Annotated in this window: 14 protein-coding genes; 7 read left to right on the top strand and 7 right to left on the bottom strand. The window is 68.8% G+C overall.

The window, feature by feature from the left end:
* Window positions 1-31: 31 nt before the first annotated feature.
* Window positions 32-1,822, bottom strand: coding sequence for a phosphomethylpyrimidine synthase ThiC (gene thiC / locus KUM49_RS02150; protein ID WP_254400610.1), 1,791 nt, complete (start codon window positions 1,820-1,822; stop codon window positions 32-34).
* Window positions 1,823-2,076: 254 nt separating this feature from the next.
* On the opposite strand from thiC, the gene KUM49_RS02145 reads away from it, so the two are divergent.
* Window positions 2,077-3,846, top strand: coding sequence for a YibE/F family protein (locus KUM49_RS02145; protein ID WP_374200122.1), 1,770 nt, complete (start codon window positions 2,077-2,079; stop codon window positions 3,844-3,846).
* 192 nt (window positions 3,847-4,038) lie between these two features.
* Here the strand turns inward: KUM49_RS02145 and KUM49_RS02140 are convergent, their stop codons facing one another.
* From KUM49_RS02140 to KUM49_RS02125, 4 genes are all read right to left on the bottom strand, one after another.
* A complete protein-coding gene (locus tag KUM49_RS02140) occupies window positions 4,039-4,476 on the bottom strand; it encodes an SsgA family sporulation/cell division regulator (protein ID WP_217234911.1) in 438 nt (145 codons plus the stop codon).
* Window positions 4,477-4,576: 100 nt separating this feature from the next.
* Window positions 4,577-5,335, bottom strand: coding sequence for an IclR family transcriptional regulator C-terminal domain-containing protein (locus KUM49_RS02135; RefSeq protein WP_308406529.1), 759 nt, complete (start codon window positions 5,333-5,335; stop codon window positions 4,577-4,579).
* A 428-nt stretch (window positions 5,336-5,763) separates the two neighbouring features.
* The gene (locus tag KUM49_RS02130; RefSeq protein WP_217234910.1) at window positions 5,764-5,976 is read right to left on the bottom strand and encodes a DUF5326 family protein; all 213 of its coding nucleotides are present in this window, start codon (window positions 5,974-5,976) and stop codon (window positions 5,764-5,766) included.
* A gap of 146 nt (window positions 5,977-6,122) precedes the next feature.
* Window positions 6,123-6,440 carry a cupin domain-containing protein gene (locus tag KUM49_RS02125; RefSeq protein ID WP_217234977.1) on the bottom strand — a complete coding sequence of 106 codons (318 nt, stop codon included), beginning with the start codon at window positions 6,438-6,440 and terminating at the stop codon, window positions 6,123-6,125.
* Window positions 6,441-6,498: 58 nt separating this feature from the next.
* Here KUM49_RS02125 and KUM49_RS02120 point away from each other — a divergent pair, with 58 nt between their 5' ends.
* The 5 genes from KUM49_RS02120 to KUM49_RS02095 all read left to right on the top strand — a co-directional run bounded on the left by KUM49_RS02120 (window position 6,499) and on the right by KUM49_RS02095 (window position 10,410).
* Window positions 6,499-6,876 (top strand): phage holin family protein, encoded by a 378-nt coding sequence (locus KUM49_RS02120; RefSeq protein WP_217234909.1) that lies wholly within the window; start codon window positions 6,499-6,501, stop codon window positions 6,874-6,876.
* A gap of 7 nt (window positions 6,877-6,883) precedes the next feature.
* Window positions 6,884-7,375: a low molecular weight protein-tyrosine-phosphatase gene (locus KUM49_RS02115; protein WP_217234908.1), complete on the top strand. Its 492-nt coding sequence runs from the start codon at window positions 6,884-6,886 to the stop codon at window positions 7,373-7,375.
* The gene (locus KUM49_RS02110; protein WP_217234907.1) at window positions 7,372-8,526 is read left to right on the top strand and encodes a cystathionine gamma-lyase; all 1,155 of its coding nucleotides are present in this window, start codon (window positions 7,372-7,374) and stop codon (window positions 8,524-8,526) included. The genes KUM49_RS02115 and KUM49_RS02110 overlap by 4 nt, the downstream gene beginning before the upstream one ends.
* A gap of 228 nt (window positions 8,527-8,754) precedes the next feature.
* Complete coding sequence (locus KUM49_RS47965) at window positions 8,755-9,840, top strand: LysR family transcriptional regulator (protein WP_254400609.1); 1,086 nt, start codon at window positions 8,755-8,757, stop codon at window positions 9,838-9,840.
* 87 nt (window positions 9,841-9,927) lie between these two features.
* Window positions 9,928-10,410 carry an NUDIX domain-containing protein gene (locus KUM49_RS02095; protein ID WP_217234906.1) on the top strand — a complete coding sequence of 161 codons (483 nt, stop codon included), beginning with the start codon at window positions 9,928-9,930 and terminating at the stop codon, window positions 10,408-10,410.
* A gap of 14 nt (window positions 10,411-10,424) precedes the next feature.
* On the opposite strand, the gene KUM49_RS02090 is transcribed toward KUM49_RS02095, so the two are convergent.
* A complete protein-coding gene (locus KUM49_RS02090; RefSeq protein WP_217234905.1) occupies window positions 10,425-12,125 on the bottom strand; it encodes a globin domain-containing protein in 1,701 nt (566 codons plus the stop codon).
* 394 nt (window positions 12,126-12,519) lie between these two features.
* Window positions 12,520-13,152 (bottom strand): HAD family phosphatase, encoded by a 633-nt coding sequence (locus tag KUM49_RS02085; protein ID WP_217234904.1) that lies wholly within the window; start codon window positions 13,150-13,152, stop codon window positions 12,520-12,522.
* A gap of 193 nt (window positions 13,153-13,345) precedes the next feature.
* On the opposite strand from KUM49_RS02085, the gene KUM49_RS02080 reads away from it, so the two are divergent.
* On the top strand, window positions 13,346-14,212 hold the full coding sequence (locus tag KUM49_RS02080) for a GNAT family N-acetyltransferase (RefSeq protein ID WP_217234903.1): 867 nt from the start codon (window positions 13,346-13,348) through the stop codon (window positions 14,210-14,212).
* Window positions 14,213-14,277: the final 65 nt, after the last annotated feature.

Below are 14,277 nucleotides of genomic sequence, written 5' to 3'. Positions count from 1 at the left end.
AGACCCGGCCCCGACCGGGGGCAGAACGGCCTCAGTCCGCGAGGGGCAGGTACACACGGTTGCCCGCCGCCGCGAACTCCTTGGACTTCTGTGCCATGCCCTCCTCGATCTCCTCCTGATTCCCGCCGTGCCGGCGGCGAATGTCCTGGGAGATCTTCATCGAGCAGAACTTCGGCCCGCACATCGAGCAGAAGTGCGCCGTCTTGGCAGGCTCGGCCGGAAGCGTCTCGTCGTGGAACTCCCGTGCCGTGTCCGGGTCGAGCGCCAGGTTGAACTGGTCCTCCCACCGGAACTCGAAGCGGGCGTCCGACAGCGCGTCGTCCCACTCCTGCGCACCGGGATGCCCCTTGGCGAGGTCGGCCGCGTGGGCTGCGATCTTGTAGGTGATGACGCCGGTCTTCACGTCGTCACGGTTGGGCAGGCCCAAGTGCTCCTTGGGCGTGACGTAGCAGAGCATGGCCGTGCCCCACCAGGCGATCATCGCGGCACCGATGCCGGAGGTGATGTGGTCGTACGCGGGCGCGACGTCCGTCGTCAGCGGGCCGAGCGTATAGAACGGAGCTTCATCGCAGATCTCCTGCTGAAGGTCGATGTTCTCCTTGATCTTGTGCATCGGGACATGTCCCGGGCCCTCGATCATGGTCTGTACGTTGAAACGCTTCGCGATTCGGTTGAGTTCCCCGAGCGTGCGCAACTCGGCGAACTGCGCCTCGTCGTTGGCGTCCGCGATGGAGCCCGGCCTGAGGCCGTCACCCAGCGAGTAGGTGACGTCGTAGGCGGCGAGGATCTCGCAGAGCTCCTCGAAGTTCTCGTACAGGAAGCTCTCCTTGTGGTGCGCGAGGCACCAGGCGGCCATGATCGAGCCGCCACGCGAGACGATGCCGGTCTTGCGGTTGGCCGTCAGCGGTACGTACGGCAGTCGGACGCCCGCGTGGACCGTCATGTAGTCCACGCCCTGCTCGGCCTGTTCGACGACCGTGTCCTTGTAGATCTCCCAGGTCAGCTCCTCGGCGCGCCCGTCGACCTTCTCCAGGGCCTGGTAGAGCGGCACCGTGCCGATGGGGACGGGGGAGTTGCGCAGCACCCACTCGCGGGTGGTGTGGATGTTGCGGCCGGTGGACAGGTCCATGACCGTGTCAGCGCCCCAACGGGTCGCCCAGGTCATCTTCTCGACCTCCTCCTCGATGGAGGACGTCACCGCGGAGTTGCCGATGTTGGCGTTGACCTTCACCAGGAACCGCTTGCCGATGATCATCGGCTCGATCTCCGGGTGGTTGACGTTGGCCGGGAGCACAGCCCTGCCTGCGGCGATCTCCTCGCGGACGACCTCCGGCGAAACGTTCTCCCGGAGAGCGACGTACTCCATCTCCGGTGTGATCTCGCCGCGGCGGGCGTAGGCGAGCTGTGTGACCGCGTTGGCGTCGCGGCTGCGGCGGGGCAGGCGCGGCCGTCCCGGGAAGACCGCATCGAGGTTACGCAGACCGCCCCTCGGTGAGGTGTGCTTGACCCCGTCGTCCTCGGGTCGGACGGGCCGTCCCGCGTACTCCTCGGTGTCGCCGCGGGCCACGATCCAGTTCTCGCGCAGGGGCGGCAGCCCCCTGCGGACATCGGTTTCGGTGAGTGGATCGGTGTACGGGCCTGACGTGTCGTACAGCGTGACCGACTGCCCGTTGGTGAGGTGCACCTGACGGACCGGCACCCGCAGATCGGGGCGTGAGCCCTCGACGTACGCCTTGTGCCAGCCGATGGACTTCCCGCTCTCCTCGCCCTCACTGAGCTCGTTCTGCGTGGAGGCAGGCGTGCGTGCGTCCTTGTTGGTCATGAGACCTAGCTCCCTACGCCGGCATTACCCGGTAACAGGTTCGGCGGTCGACGCAGCGAATTCCGTGTGCCGGCGTTTCGTGTGAAACATCACTCGCTTCAGGCGATGTTTCATGTGAAACATGGCAGGGACGGAGGTCAGCGCCCTCTCAGCCCGGTGCTCCGAGCTCCCGCGTGTACAAAGGTGCCTCCACGCTAGCGTCAATTCGGGCGCGGTGAACAGAGGGCCCCTGGCGTTCTTGCGATGATCGGTCGGTGACCACGACACAGCAGTTCCCGTTTCCGCCATCCGAGCCGCCCCGCAGGCCGGGTGGCCGGAACGGCGACGGAGGCGACGACGGACGTGGAGACGGGCGCGGCGGCAGCCTTGGTGGCGGTCATGGCGGGGCCCGTGGAGGTGGCCATGGCAGTGGCCACGGCGGTAGCCATGATTTTTTCGGTGCCGGGAGCGACGGGCGAGCCGGGCTGGCCCATGGCGCCGGAGTCGGTGGCGGTGGCGGGCGCGGTGGCGGTGGCGGGCGCGGTGGCGGTGGCGGTCGTGGGTCCGGCCACGGCGACGAGCACGGTCATGGCTCGGGTGGCGGCGACGGTCACGGCGACAACGGTTCCGGTGAGGAGCAGGGGCACGACGGCCCCGGCGGCGGACAGGGACACGACGGTCCCGGTCCCGGCGGCGGGCACGGCCACTCCCACAGTCACGGGCCTGCGACCCCCGTCTCCAAGCATCTGCGCAAGGTCATCGCGGCGATCCTGATCCCGTTCGCCGCGGCCGTCCTGGTCGGGCTCGCGGTGTTGTGGCCGGGGGGCGCCCCGGGGCACGCGCGCACGGGGGTCGGCTTCGACCGGCAGACCCAGCAGGCCACGGTCACCAAGGTCGAGAGCGTGAGCTGCTCGTCGGTGAACGCCTCCGGGGAAGCCCCGACCGGCGACACCTCCACCGCCGAGGGCTCGTCCGCGCAACAGCAGGCGAACGGCACCTGCAAGAAGGCGACGATCCGGGTCGACACCGGCGATGACAAGGGCCGTACCTTCACGGAAATCGTCCAGCCGGACCAGTCACGCCAGTTGCACGAGGGCGAGAAGGTCGTCGTCGCCTACGAGCCCTCGGCGCCGAAGGACCTGCAGTACTCGGTCACCGACGTCAACCGTCGCCTCCCGATGGCGTTGCTCGCCGGCATTTTCGCGCTCGCCGTCGTGATCGTGGGACGGCTGCGGGGCGTGATGGCACTGGTCTCACTGGCCATCAGCTTCCTGCTGCTGAACTTCTTCGTCCTGCCCGCGATCCTGCAGGGCTCGAATCCGCTGGTCGTGGCCGTGGTCGGATCGAGCGCCATCATGCTGATCGCCCTGTACCTGTGCCACGGCCTGTCGGCCCGTACGTCCGTGGCGGTGCTCGGCACACTGATCTCGCTGTTGCTGATCGGCGTCCTGGGCTCGCTGTTCATCGGATGGGCCGCACTCACCGGTAACACGGACGACAACACCGGTCTGATCCACGGTCTGTATCCGTCGATCGACATGAGCGGTCTGCTGCTCGCCGGCGTCATCATCGGTTCGCTCGGTGTCCTCGACGACGTGACCGTCACCCAGACGTCGGCGGTCTGGGAGCTGCACGAGGCCAATCCGACGATGGGCTGGCGCGGGCTGTACCGCGCGGGCATACGGATCGGCCGTGACCACATCGCGTCCGTCGTCAACACGCTCGTCCTCGCCTACGCGGGCGCCGCGCTGCCGCTGCTGCTGCTCTTCTCGATCGCCCAGAGCAGCATGGGGACGGTCGCCAACAGCGAACTTGTCGCGGAGGAGATCGTGCGCACGCTGGTGGGCTCCATCGGCCTGGTCGCCTCGGTACCGGTCACCACGGCCCTCGCGGCCCTGGTGGTCTCGGCCGACCGGACGGGGACGGGGGCCCCTGCGACGGCGGGGACGCCGGGGGCACCGGGAGCGCCGACACTGGAAGCGGCAACGACCGGTGCGCGTCCGGCTCCGGCGCGCGGCGGGAAGGGACGGCGTCGCAGGCGCTGAGGCAGGAGACCTGGCTGCCCTGCCCCCTGTGGCTTACCCGACAGAGCCGGGCGGCACTGGCCGCCTCAGCATCCGCCTCGCCGCCACGCCTTCTTGACGGCTCCCGCGTCGCCTCACGCATCACTTCGACTCACGAAGTCACGGCTCACGCAGAAGCGTTACAGCGCAACCCTCCACCCGAGGCGAAGCGCTTCAGCCCGCGCTCTGCTCCTCCGCCAGGATGCGGTCCAGAGCCTCGTCGAGGTGAGCGTCGAAGTCGGCGTGCGCCCCTTCCTGACCCAGCGGCACCAGCTTGTCGGTGCGGTCCAGGAAAGCGATGAGCGGAGCCGTGGACGAGCGGAACAACGCCTGGTCGCTGCCGACCTGCAGCCGGATCAGCACGTCGCCGAGCGAGTCGGGATCGGCGGGCGAGACCCGCACGTCCCCGTCCCCGCACGGCCGCCCCACCCCGTCGATCAGCAGCTCGCGACCGAAGGCCCAGGTCACCGGGGCATCTCCCGGCAAATGGAAGGTCAGCCGGACGGCGTACGGATCGCAGGTCTCGTAGCGCAGCTCCACCGGGATTCGGAAGGAGAGCTCCTCGGAAACGAGAAAGTTCATCATGACCTCTGCTTGCACGGACTCGCGCATCGCCTATCCCGTCACTTGCCGTCGACTGGCTGGGAACCCATCCTTCAGACACTGAGGGAATCTTGCTGAAAGTACACGAAAGATCACAAGGAGTGAGTTTTCAGATACTGATAGAGATCGCGAGTGACCCCAGCAGCAGCCCCAGCGCTCCCTGCAACTGCTGCGTCGCCGCCTGCAGCCGGTCGGCCTGATGCGCGGGCAGAGAAATAGCCATCGTCGCGGCCGAGTTACCCACCGTGATCGGAATGGCCGCGCACACCGTCCCCAGCGCGTACTCCTGCCGCTCGGTCACCGGATCCGCCCGCCGCATGCGTTCGAGTCGCCGCAGCATGGTGTGGTTGTCGCGCACCGTGTACGGGGTGATGGACTGAACGGGATAGCGGTCGAGGTGGTCACGGCGGGCCTCGTCGTCCAACTGGGCCAGCAGACATTGCCCGATGGCGTGTGCGTGCCCGGTTTCGCGGAAGTCGGCCCACTCCTTGACCGCCGGGTTGCCCGGGGAGTCGGAGACGCACATGACCTCGATCTCACCGTCGCGGTACATCGCGTAGTACACCGGTACACCGATCGCGTCGCGCCAGTGTGCGAGTGTCTCCGCGACCGTGCTGCGACGTTTCTGCTGGGCTCCGCTGCTGCCCAGCCGCTCGGCTGCCTCACCGAGGAAGAACAGCCCCTTGTCGCGGCGCAGATAGCCCTCGTGCACGAGGGTGCGCAGCAGGTGGTAGGCCGTGGGGAGCGCCAGGCCCGTCTCGCGGGCGAGTTGCTTGGCTGGGGCGCCGTGTTCGTGCTCGGCGACGGCCTCGAGCAGGCGCATCGCGCGTTGCACGGATCCGATGAGGGTCGCGGACTGTGGCGACACGGACGACGATGTCGCCTGCCGCTGAGTCGGAGGTGTCGTGGGGCGCGGCCGCGCCGACGATGCGGCGGGCTGCTCGGGCGGTCGGATGTGCGCTCCCGGCGGTGGTAGCGCGGCCCGACCGGCCGCTGCGGGCGCATGGAGTGGAGCCGCCGCGGCGGCTGCCTGGGGTTGGGCGGGTGCGGAGGGTACGTGGGATTGGACAGGTGGGGTGTCAACCGTGGCCAAGGGTCACTCCCGGAGCGCGAGGGGGCAGCCCGTGCGGGGAACACGGGAGGGGGTGTACGCCGCTCGCGGGGTCGTCGCCCCGCGTCGAGTTCCGGACTCTAATCGTCCGTCACCGCTCGCAGACCGCCTCGCCGGGAAACTTCCCTCCCCCGAGGGAACCGGTGATTCCTGTTACCGACCGCCGGTTGCCCCGAGTTGACGGCTCACCAGTCGCTGCGGGACGAGGAGCTCGTCGTGAACTTCCGTACGACGTAGATCAGTCCGCCGACCAGAGCCACGAAGACCAGCAACTTGAAGAGCAGGCCGATGACGAAACCCACGACGCTCGCTATCAGCCCGCCGAACACGACCAGGGCGATGACCGGCACCGCGACCCACTTCACCCACCACGGCAGTCCCATGAAGATCTCTCGCATCGCCCCAACCTCTCTGTGCCCGGCACTTGTGCTGCCGGATCTTCTGACGTCCTGCACTCGATGCTAGGGCCGGGAGGGGTCCCAGCGGGGCCTCGCATCCCTTGTCCGCCCCTGACTGATCCCCTAGGGAACCCCGAGGTCGCAGCTCAGCTCTCGGGCGGAGAGAAGACCACCATCACCCTCAGGTCCTCGCTGATGTGGTGGAACTTGTGCGCTACACCGGCCGGTACGTACACGACACTGCCGCGCGCCACCTGGGTGGTCTCCATGCCCACGGTGATCGCGGCGCGACCACTCACGACGAAGTAGACCTCGTCCTGGTTGTGCGGCTGCTGTGGGTCGTGCGCGCCCGCGTCGAGCGCGTACAGGCCGACCGACATGTTCCGCTCCCGCAGGAACTGCAGGTAGGCGCCGTCGTTGGCGGCACGCTCCGTCTCCAGTTCGTCCAACCGGAATGCCTTCATCGACTTTGTCCGCCCTCGCCCGTACTCGTAATCGATCTCGTCTGTCACGATCAGACACATGAAGAATTTCGTAGTCAAGACGATCGCCAACGCGGGCGCCCTGGCGGTCGCCGTATGGCTGCTCGACAAGATCACCCTCACCGGCGACAGCACCGGCAAGAAGGTCTGGACGCTCATACTCGTCGCCCTGGTCTTCGGGCTGGTGAACTTCCTGGTCAAGCCCATCGTGAAGGTTCTCACCTTCCCGCTGTTCATCCTGACCCTCGGCCTGATCACCCTGGTGGTCAACGCCCTGATGCTGCTGCTGACCTCCTGGCTCGCCGACAAGTTCGACCTGAGCTTCCACGTCGAGGGCTTCTGGACCGCCGTCCTGGGCGGCCTGATCATCTCGATCGTGTCCTGGGCGCTCCACGTCGTCCTGCCCGACGAGGACTGAGCACACCATGACCTACCGGGTCTGCTTCGTCTGCACCGGCAACATCTGTCGTTCCCCGATGGCCGAATCCGTCTTCCGCGCCCGTATCCGGGAGGCCGGCCTCGACGGCCTGGTGGAGGTCGACAGCGCCGGAACGGGCGGCTGGCACGAGGGGGACGGTGCCGACCCGCGCACGGTCACCGTCCTCGAAAACAGCGGCTATGACGGTGCTCACACGGCCCGCCAGTTCCAGCCGTCATGGTTCGCCCGCCTCGACCTCGTCATCGCCCTTGACGTCGGTCACCTCAAGGCCCTGCGCCGCCTCGCACCCACCTCGCAGGACGCGGAGAAGGTCCGGCTGCTGCGCTCCTACGACCCCACTGCGGGCGGCGACCTCGACGTACCGGACCCGTACTACGGGGGCCTGGACGGCTTCGAGGAGTGCCTTGAGATGGTGGAGGCGGCGAGTGAGGGTCTGCTCGCCGCCGTACGCGAGGACGTGGAGGGACGAGTGGCATGAGCGCTACGAGCGGGCAGGGACTTCCGGTGGACAGCGGTGACGGCACGCGCGCGGTGCGGGCAGGGCTGCCCGAGCCGGTCAAGCACGAGCCGACCCTGCCCGGTCCGGTGTTCGCCGCCCACTTCCATCTGCCGGGCGAGGTGACGGGTCCGTACGGCTACGGCCGCGACGACAACCCGACCTGGACCCTGCTGGAGCGCGCCATCGGTGAGCTGGAGGCGCCCGGGCAGGACGACGCCGAGACGCTCGTGTTCGCCTCCGGCATGGCCGCCATCTCCTCGGTGCTCTTCTCGCAGCTGCGGGCCGGCGACGCGGTCGTCATGCCCAGCGACGGCTACCAGGCGCTGCCCCTGGTGCGCACCCAGCTGGAGGCGTACGGCATCGAGGTGCGCACCGCGCCTACCGGCGACGACGCCCAGCTGGACGTCCTCGACGGCGCGAAGCTGTTGTGGATCGAGACGCCGTCGAACCCCGGGCTCGATGTGTGCGACGTACGGCGGCTCGCCGAGGCGGCACACGCGCGTGGCGCCCTGGTCGCGGTCGACAACACGCTCGCGACACCTCTCGGGCAGCGTCCGCTGGAACTCGGTGCCGACTTCTCCGTGGCCAGCGGCACCAAGCAGCTCACCGGGCATGGGGACGTCCTGCTGGGATACGTCGCCGGCCGCGACGCCGAGGCCATGGCCGCCGTACGGCGCTGGCGGAAGATCGTCGGGGCGATCGCGGGGCCCATGGAGGCCTGGCTCGCCCACCGTTCGATCGCCACGCTTCAGCTGCGGGTCGACAGGCAGAACGCGACTGCCCTGACTCTTGCGGAGGCGCTGCGGGAGCACCCCGAGGTGACCGGGCTGCGCTATCCCGGCCTGCCCGGCGACCCCTCCCGCAAGGTCGCCTCGCAGCAGATGCGGCGCTTCGGATGCGTGGTCTCCTTCACGCTGCCCACGCGCGCGCGTGCCGACCGTTTTCTCGACGCACTGCGGCTCGTCGACGACGCGACCAGCTTCGGTGGGGTGCGCTCGACGGCCGAACGCCGCGGGCGCTGGGGCGGAGATGCCGTGCCGGACGGTTTCATTCGCTTCTCGGTGGGTGCGGAGGACCCCGAGGACCTGGTGTCGGATGTGCTGCGCGCGCTGGACGAATCGTCCCGGTGACGCCCTCGCGCCCGCTCTGGGCAGAGTGCGGCCACGTACGACGGACGGTCCGAGCCTCCCCCCTCGTGGCTCGGACCGTCCCGGTTCTGCGCGCGAAGAACCGCGCGAACAAGGCTAGTTGACTCTGTGTCAGTGTCCAATCACAGTAGCGACAGAGACCTATCGACATATTTATAGTTGGGCCCTGCCTCGGGGCCGAGAGAAGGGCAGGGAAGAGGAGGCGTCGCCATGGATCTGGCCTTGCTGCGCACCTTTGTGACGGTGCACCGGGCCGGTTCCTTCACTCGCGCGGCCGCGCTGCTCGGCCTGTCGCAGCCGGCCGTCACCTCGCAGATCCGCACCCTGGAGCGACAGCTGGGGCGGCCCCTGTTCCTGCGGCAGGCCCGGGGCGTGACACCTACGACCATCGGCGACGAGCTCGCCCACAAGGCGGCCCCGCATCTCGATGCCCTGGTGGAGATCGCCGAGACCGGGCTCGACGACGATTCGTCCTTACGGACACTGCACCTCGCAGGCCCGCCCGAGTTCACCGCCGAGCGGGCGCTGCCCGCGCTCACCCTGCTGACCGGCGAGGACGGCCAGGGTTTCGCCCTGCGTGCTTCCTTCGGCAACACCGAGGAGGTTCTGGAAGGGCTGGCCGCCGGACATCATGATCTGGCCATCTGCCCGGCCCGCCCACGCGGCGCCCTGCTCACGGCGACTGCGCTCTGCGACGAGGAGCACGTCCTGGTCGCCGCCCCGCACTGGGCCGAGCAGCTCGGCTCCGGGAAACCACGCCGCAAAGGGGCGCGGGTCCTGGAGAACGTCACCTCGGCCAAGGGGAGACGGGCGTTGGAGAACGTCTCCGGGACCAGGGGAAGGCGGGCGTCGGAGAACCCCTCCGGGACCAGGGGAAGGCGGGCGTCGGAGAACCCCTCCGGGTCCACGGGAAGGCGGGCGTCGGAATCCGCCTCCGTGGCCAGGTCGGCACCCGCGCTGGAGGACGTCCCGGTGGTGGAGGTGCACGAGTCGCTGCCCTTCGTGTCCCGCTACTGGGCTTCGGTCTTCGACTCCCTCCCGGCCGCCCCGGGAACCGTGATCGTTCCCGACCTGCGCGCGGTTCTCGCATGCACGGTGGCAGGCGCCGGGCTCGCGGTGCTGCCCCGCTATCTGTGCGCCTCCGCCCTCGAGCGCGGGAAGATCGTCGCGCTGCACGATCCGGCAGTTCCGCCCCTGCGGACGTACTTCCTGGTGGTCCGCACGGGCACCCTGGCGATGCCGCACATCGCGCGGGCTCATGAGTGGCTGCTGCGGGCGGCCGGCGACTGGTGCTGAGGCTCGCATTTCAGCTGGTCACGCGGTGAGACCATTCGATGGCCTTCGCGATGTTTCACGTGGAACCAGGGGGGCCACATTTCTCCCATGACCGTCCGACCCGTGGTCAAGCGCACCGCCCGTGCCGTTCTGCTGGACGGTGACGACCTGATCTTGATCAAGCGCACCAAACCCGGCATGGATCCCTACTGGCTCACGCCCGGCGGTGGGGTCGAGCCGGACGACACGACCGTCGTCGACGCCCTGCACCGCGAGGTGTACGAGGAACTCGGCGCCAAGATCACCGATGTGGTGCCCTGCTTCGTCGACACCGTCGAACACATCGGCGCGGACGCCGGCGCGACCGGCGTGAAGGTGCAGCACTTCTTCGTCTGCCATCTGGAGTCCATGGACCCGTCCCTGCGGCACGGTCCCGAGGTGGACGAGCCCATCGGCGAGTACGAGATCGTGCGGGTGCCGTTCACCCGCGTCGGGATCGCCTCCGTCCACCTCGTACCGCTGTCGCTGCGGCACTACCTCGACGGCAACATCGAGGGCGTACGCGCCATGCACGCCCCGGACCTCGGCTGACGTCCGACGCCGGATCACTGGGCGACGGTGACGAGCTCCTCCACCGAGTCGTGGCGTATGCGTGCCGACGGGATACCTACGTCCCTGAGCGCGTCCACGCCACTGCGGATCATTCCGGGCGGGCCGGAGAGATAGGCGTCGTACTCGTTCCACGGGCCATACTCGCGTATGGCGTCCGGAAGCTGGAGATGCGCCTGCTGATCGATGACCGCGCGGACCGAGAGCCAGGGGTGGCTCTGCTGGAGCCGGAGCATGGTGTCGATGTCGTAGAGGTCGTGATCGGTCCGGGCGCCGTAGAACACCTCGACCGGGCGCCGTTCGCCGTGCTCGGCGACGTCCTCCACGAGTGCCTTGATGGGCGCTATGCCGGTCCCTCCGCCCAGACAGAGCAGTCCGCTGTCGGTGGTGTGGTCGACGGTCATCGAGCCGGCGGGCGGGCCGAGCCGGATGATGTCGCCCGGCCGGGCGCGGTGCACCAGGGCGTTGGAGACCCAGCCCGCGGGGACGGCCTTCACGTGGAACGACAGCAGACCGTCCGAGCGGGGCGCGGAAGCGAAGGAGTAGTGCCGCCAGATCCGCGGCCACCAGGGTGTCTCCACGCTCGTGTACTGACCGGCGAGGAAGGGGTAGGGCTGATCCGGGCGGACGGTGACCACCGCGACGTCCGGCGTTCTGAGATCGTGCGCCACGACTTCCGCGTACCACCAGGCCGGGGCGCGTAGTTCGTCCGCCGCCGCCGCGTCGATCATGACCTGCGAGATCGTCGTGTACGCCCGGACCCAGGCAGCCTCCAGCTCGGGGTTCCAGATCCCGGCGGCGTACTTGCTCAGGGCGCCGATCAGGCACTCGCCGACAGCCGGGTAGTGCTCGGCCCGCGTGCCGTACTTGCGGTGGCCTCGGCCGAGGTTCTGCAGGTACTCGACCAGGACCTCGGTGTTGTCGATGTGCTCGGCCGCGGTGAGCAGCGCCGTGAGCAGGCGGTCCCGCTGGGTGTCCATCGCGGCCGGGAACAGCGACCGCAGATCCGGGTGGCGTACGAAGAGCAGCGCGTAGAAGTACGAGGTGACCTTGTCGGCCACGGGACCGACCTCGGCCATGGTCCGGCGGATGAGAACGGCGTCCGGGGAGGCGTCCTGCTGGGGGGCGGAGCGCTGGGCGGGCACGCGCTGTTCGACCGACGGGGCTTGGGCGGGCGCTGCCTGGGTGAGGAGGGAGGAACGGGCGACCGGGGTTTGAGAGGGCGGAGCTGGGACGCTGGTCGGACTGAGGGCCGATATCGAGGGCGATATCTCGGGGGCCTGTATCGCGCCCGGCCTTCCGGATGCGTCGGCGGCCGGGACAGCGTGGGCTGAGCCGGACGCTGGGTCATTCACGGTGGCGGGCGGGGCGTCGGCTGCCTCCCCTGGAGGGGGCGCGCCGGCTGCCGTCGCTGTGGGCGGTGTGTCGTCCGTGATCTCGGGGGGCGGCGGTGCTCCGCCGGTTGTCACGGCGGGCGGCGCGGCGTCCGGCGTCGGTGGGGCCGTGCCGGTCCCTGTCGCGGTCCTGCCCACCGGGCGCATCGCTGCCAGGCGACGGCCGTCGGCGCTCTCCTGTTCGCCGCCAGGAGGGGTCTCCGGCTGTTTGTGCGGCGTGAACCAGCCGCTCCCGCCGCCGGAAGTGCCGTTGTCGGCCGACGTGGTGGTCGGAGCGTCCATGGTGTGCCTCGCCTCGAACATCTCTCGGTCGGTCTGCGCACTTCCCTGGTCGGAAGATGCCTGCTTTCCCCCGCAGACGGCTTGCTCTCTTGTCCGGCGCCGCGGCCGATGCGGCCAATTCAACCCGTGTTCCGGCAACGTACGGACAAGTAGGGCGAGAGTGTGACATTGGCCGCAGTACTTCATCGCAGCGTCTCACCCGGTGTGGATGTCCAGGCCGTGTACCCGTAATTGCAGTTTTTTGATCTCTCCGTCCCGTTAGGCTGGATTGCCCTGCTCTCGGCCCACTCGGGCCCGCAGGAGGGGCTCCTCACCCGGACAGGAACCGGAGTCGACCATACCGGCCGCCGCTCCCCACACAAGTCCCCCCTCCTCCTCGACGATTGCGACGGCCTCGAACCATCAATTCCCGCAATTACCGGGCGTGCCGCACCAATTCATAGGCTTCCCACAGGTCCCGGCCCCTGTAGGAGTGAGTCGAGATATCGGCCAGATGACTGTCCGCGTTGACCGCCACAGAGATCGGCACCACACCGAACAGGTCTCTGTCCGACAGCGAGTCGCCATAGGCGACGCAGTCGGCCCTCGCCACGCCGAACTCCTCGCACAGCCGGTCGGCGATGCGGACCTTGGCAGCAGCGCTGAGCACTCCGGCCGGGTCCATGGGCTTGGTGAAGGGCAACGCCGGAAAGAGAGACCCGTGCGCCGCGTGTGCGCCCCAGCCGATGAGCCGCTCCACGAAGAAAGAGGGCGAGAGCGACACGACAGCGCAGTAATCGCCGCCCTCCCTGATTTCCGCCCAGACCTCGCGGATACGCGCCAGCCACGGGGCACCTTCGAAGGCCGCTGCCACATGCGCCTCAGTGAGCTCCGCCCAGAGCGTGTACACCTCCGCCGCGTATTCGGGCGGGCCTATCAGCCCTGCCCCGATCGCCTGGTCGAGCGCCACCGCCTCGGCTTCCAGCCCGAGCTGCCGGGAGATCTCCACGGGGGCGGTACTTCCGTGCAACAACGTGCCGTCGAGGTCGAAGAGATGAAGTCTGGCCATGCCGCCGAGGCTAGCGGGATGCCTGTCCGACTTGCGAAGGGGTCGTCGGACAGCAGTCGTTCGCCGATGTTTCACGTGAAACACCCAGCGGCTGCTCGCAGGCTGTGCAGTTGGCCATGACATGGCCAAAAGCTCGTGCCAGCACCCGGAAACGGGTGGACGTCGAGGGTGCCCGTCCGACAGCCTGACCTGCGTGCCGACTCCTTCCCCCACCGCTCTGCCCATCCGCCGTCTGACGCGTCGCGATCTCACCGCCTGCGCCGACTTGTCCGAGGATCGGGGGTGGCCACGCGAGGAGCACAAGTGGGGCTTCCTCCTCACAGCCGGGAAGGGTTACGGCATCGACGACCCCGACCGCGGACTCGTCAGCGCCTGCGTGGTCACCGAGTACGGACCGCAGGAGCAACCCGATCTCGGAGCCGTCGGCATGGTGCTGGTCGCCGAACGGCATGCCCGCCAGGGCATCGGACGCCGGCTGATGCGCCACGTGGTCGCCGCGATGGGCACCACACCGCTGACTCTGCACGCGACGCCGAACGGTCGCCCGCTCTACGAGGAACTTGGCTTCAAGACCACCGGCCGGGCCGAGATGCTGCGCGGTCACTTCACACCGGACAGCTCACTTCCCGAGGTCGCCACCCGCGCGGCCACCGCCGAGGACCTCACCACCATCCTCCGGCTCGACGAGGAGGTGTTCGGCGCCGATCGCACGCACATCATCACCCGACTGCCTGCCTTCGCCGACCAGTTGCGCGTCGCCGAGGAGGACGGCCGGATCATCGGCTACGCGGCAGCCTGGCCCAACATGGACACACACGTCGTGGGTCCGCTGATCGCCCGCGACACACGGACGGCGAAGGCGCTGATCGCCTCCCTGGCCGCCCACACCGCTCGCCCCCTTCGCACCGACATCGACCTACGGCACGAGGAACTGCTGGCGTGGGCGAAGGATCATGGTCTGACATCCGTCGCCTTCAACGCCGTCATGACGTACGGCATCGCGGAACTGCCCGGGGACTGGAGCCGTCGGTTCGCGCCACTGACGGTGGCGGCGGGCTGAGGCCGGGCGGGCGAGTTCCGACACGGAGACGCCGGCTCCCGGTGGATACGGGAACCGGCGTCTCC

Origin of the sequence: Streptomyces sp. AC555_RSS877, assembly GCF_019049245.1 — a bacterium.
Taxonomy (GTDB): Bacteria; Actinomycetota; Actinomycetes; order Streptomycetales; family Streptomycetaceae; genus Streptomyces.
The sequence above is the reverse complement of the archived record's forward strand: the minus strand, read 5'-3'. Positions and strand labels throughout refer to the sequence as shown.

Bases quoted from the DNA above. Each gene is read 5' to 3' on its own strand.
- thiC (WP_254400610.1), bottom strand. From the start codon at position 1,822: ATGACCAACAAGGACGCACGCACGCCTGCCTCCACGCAGAACGAGCTC.
- KUM49_RS02140 (WP_217234911.1), bottom strand. From the start codon at position 4,476: ATGCGCGAGTCCGTGCAAGCAGAGGTCATGATGAACTTTCTCGTTTCC.
- KUM49_RS02130 (WP_217234910.1), bottom strand. From the start codon at position 5,976: ATGCGAGAGATCTTCATGGGACTGCCGTGGTGGGTGAAGTGGGTCGCG.
- KUM49_RS02125 (WP_217234977.1), bottom strand. From the start codon at position 6,440: ATGAAGGCATTCCGGTTGGACGAACTGGAGACGGAGCGTGCCGCCAAC.
- KUM49_RS02120 (WP_217234909.1), top strand. From the start codon at position 6,499: ATGAAGAATTTCGTAGTCAAGACGATCGCCAACGCGGGCGCCCTGGCG.
- KUM49_RS02115 (WP_217234908.1), top strand. From the start codon at position 6,884: ATGACCTACCGGGTCTGCTTCGTCTGCACCGGCAACATCTGTCGTTCC.
- KUM49_RS02110 (WP_217234907.1), top strand. From the start codon at position 7,372: ATGAGCGCTACGAGCGGGCAGGGACTTCCGGTGGACAGCGGTGACGGC.
- KUM49_RS47965 (WP_254400609.1), top strand. From the start codon at position 8,755: ATGGATCTGGCCTTGCTGCGCACCTTTGTGACGGTGCACCGGGCCGGT.
- KUM49_RS02095 (WP_217234906.1), top strand. From the start codon at position 9,928: ATGACCGTCCGACCCGTGGTCAAGCGCACCGCCCGTGCCGTTCTGCTG.
- KUM49_RS02090 (WP_217234905.1), bottom strand. From the start codon at position 12,125: ATGTTCGAGGCGAGGCACACCATGGACGCTCCGACCACCACGTCGGCC.
- KUM49_RS02085 (WP_217234904.1), bottom strand. From the start codon at position 13,152: ATGGCCAGACTTCATCTCTTCGACCTCGACGGCACGTTGTTGCACGGA.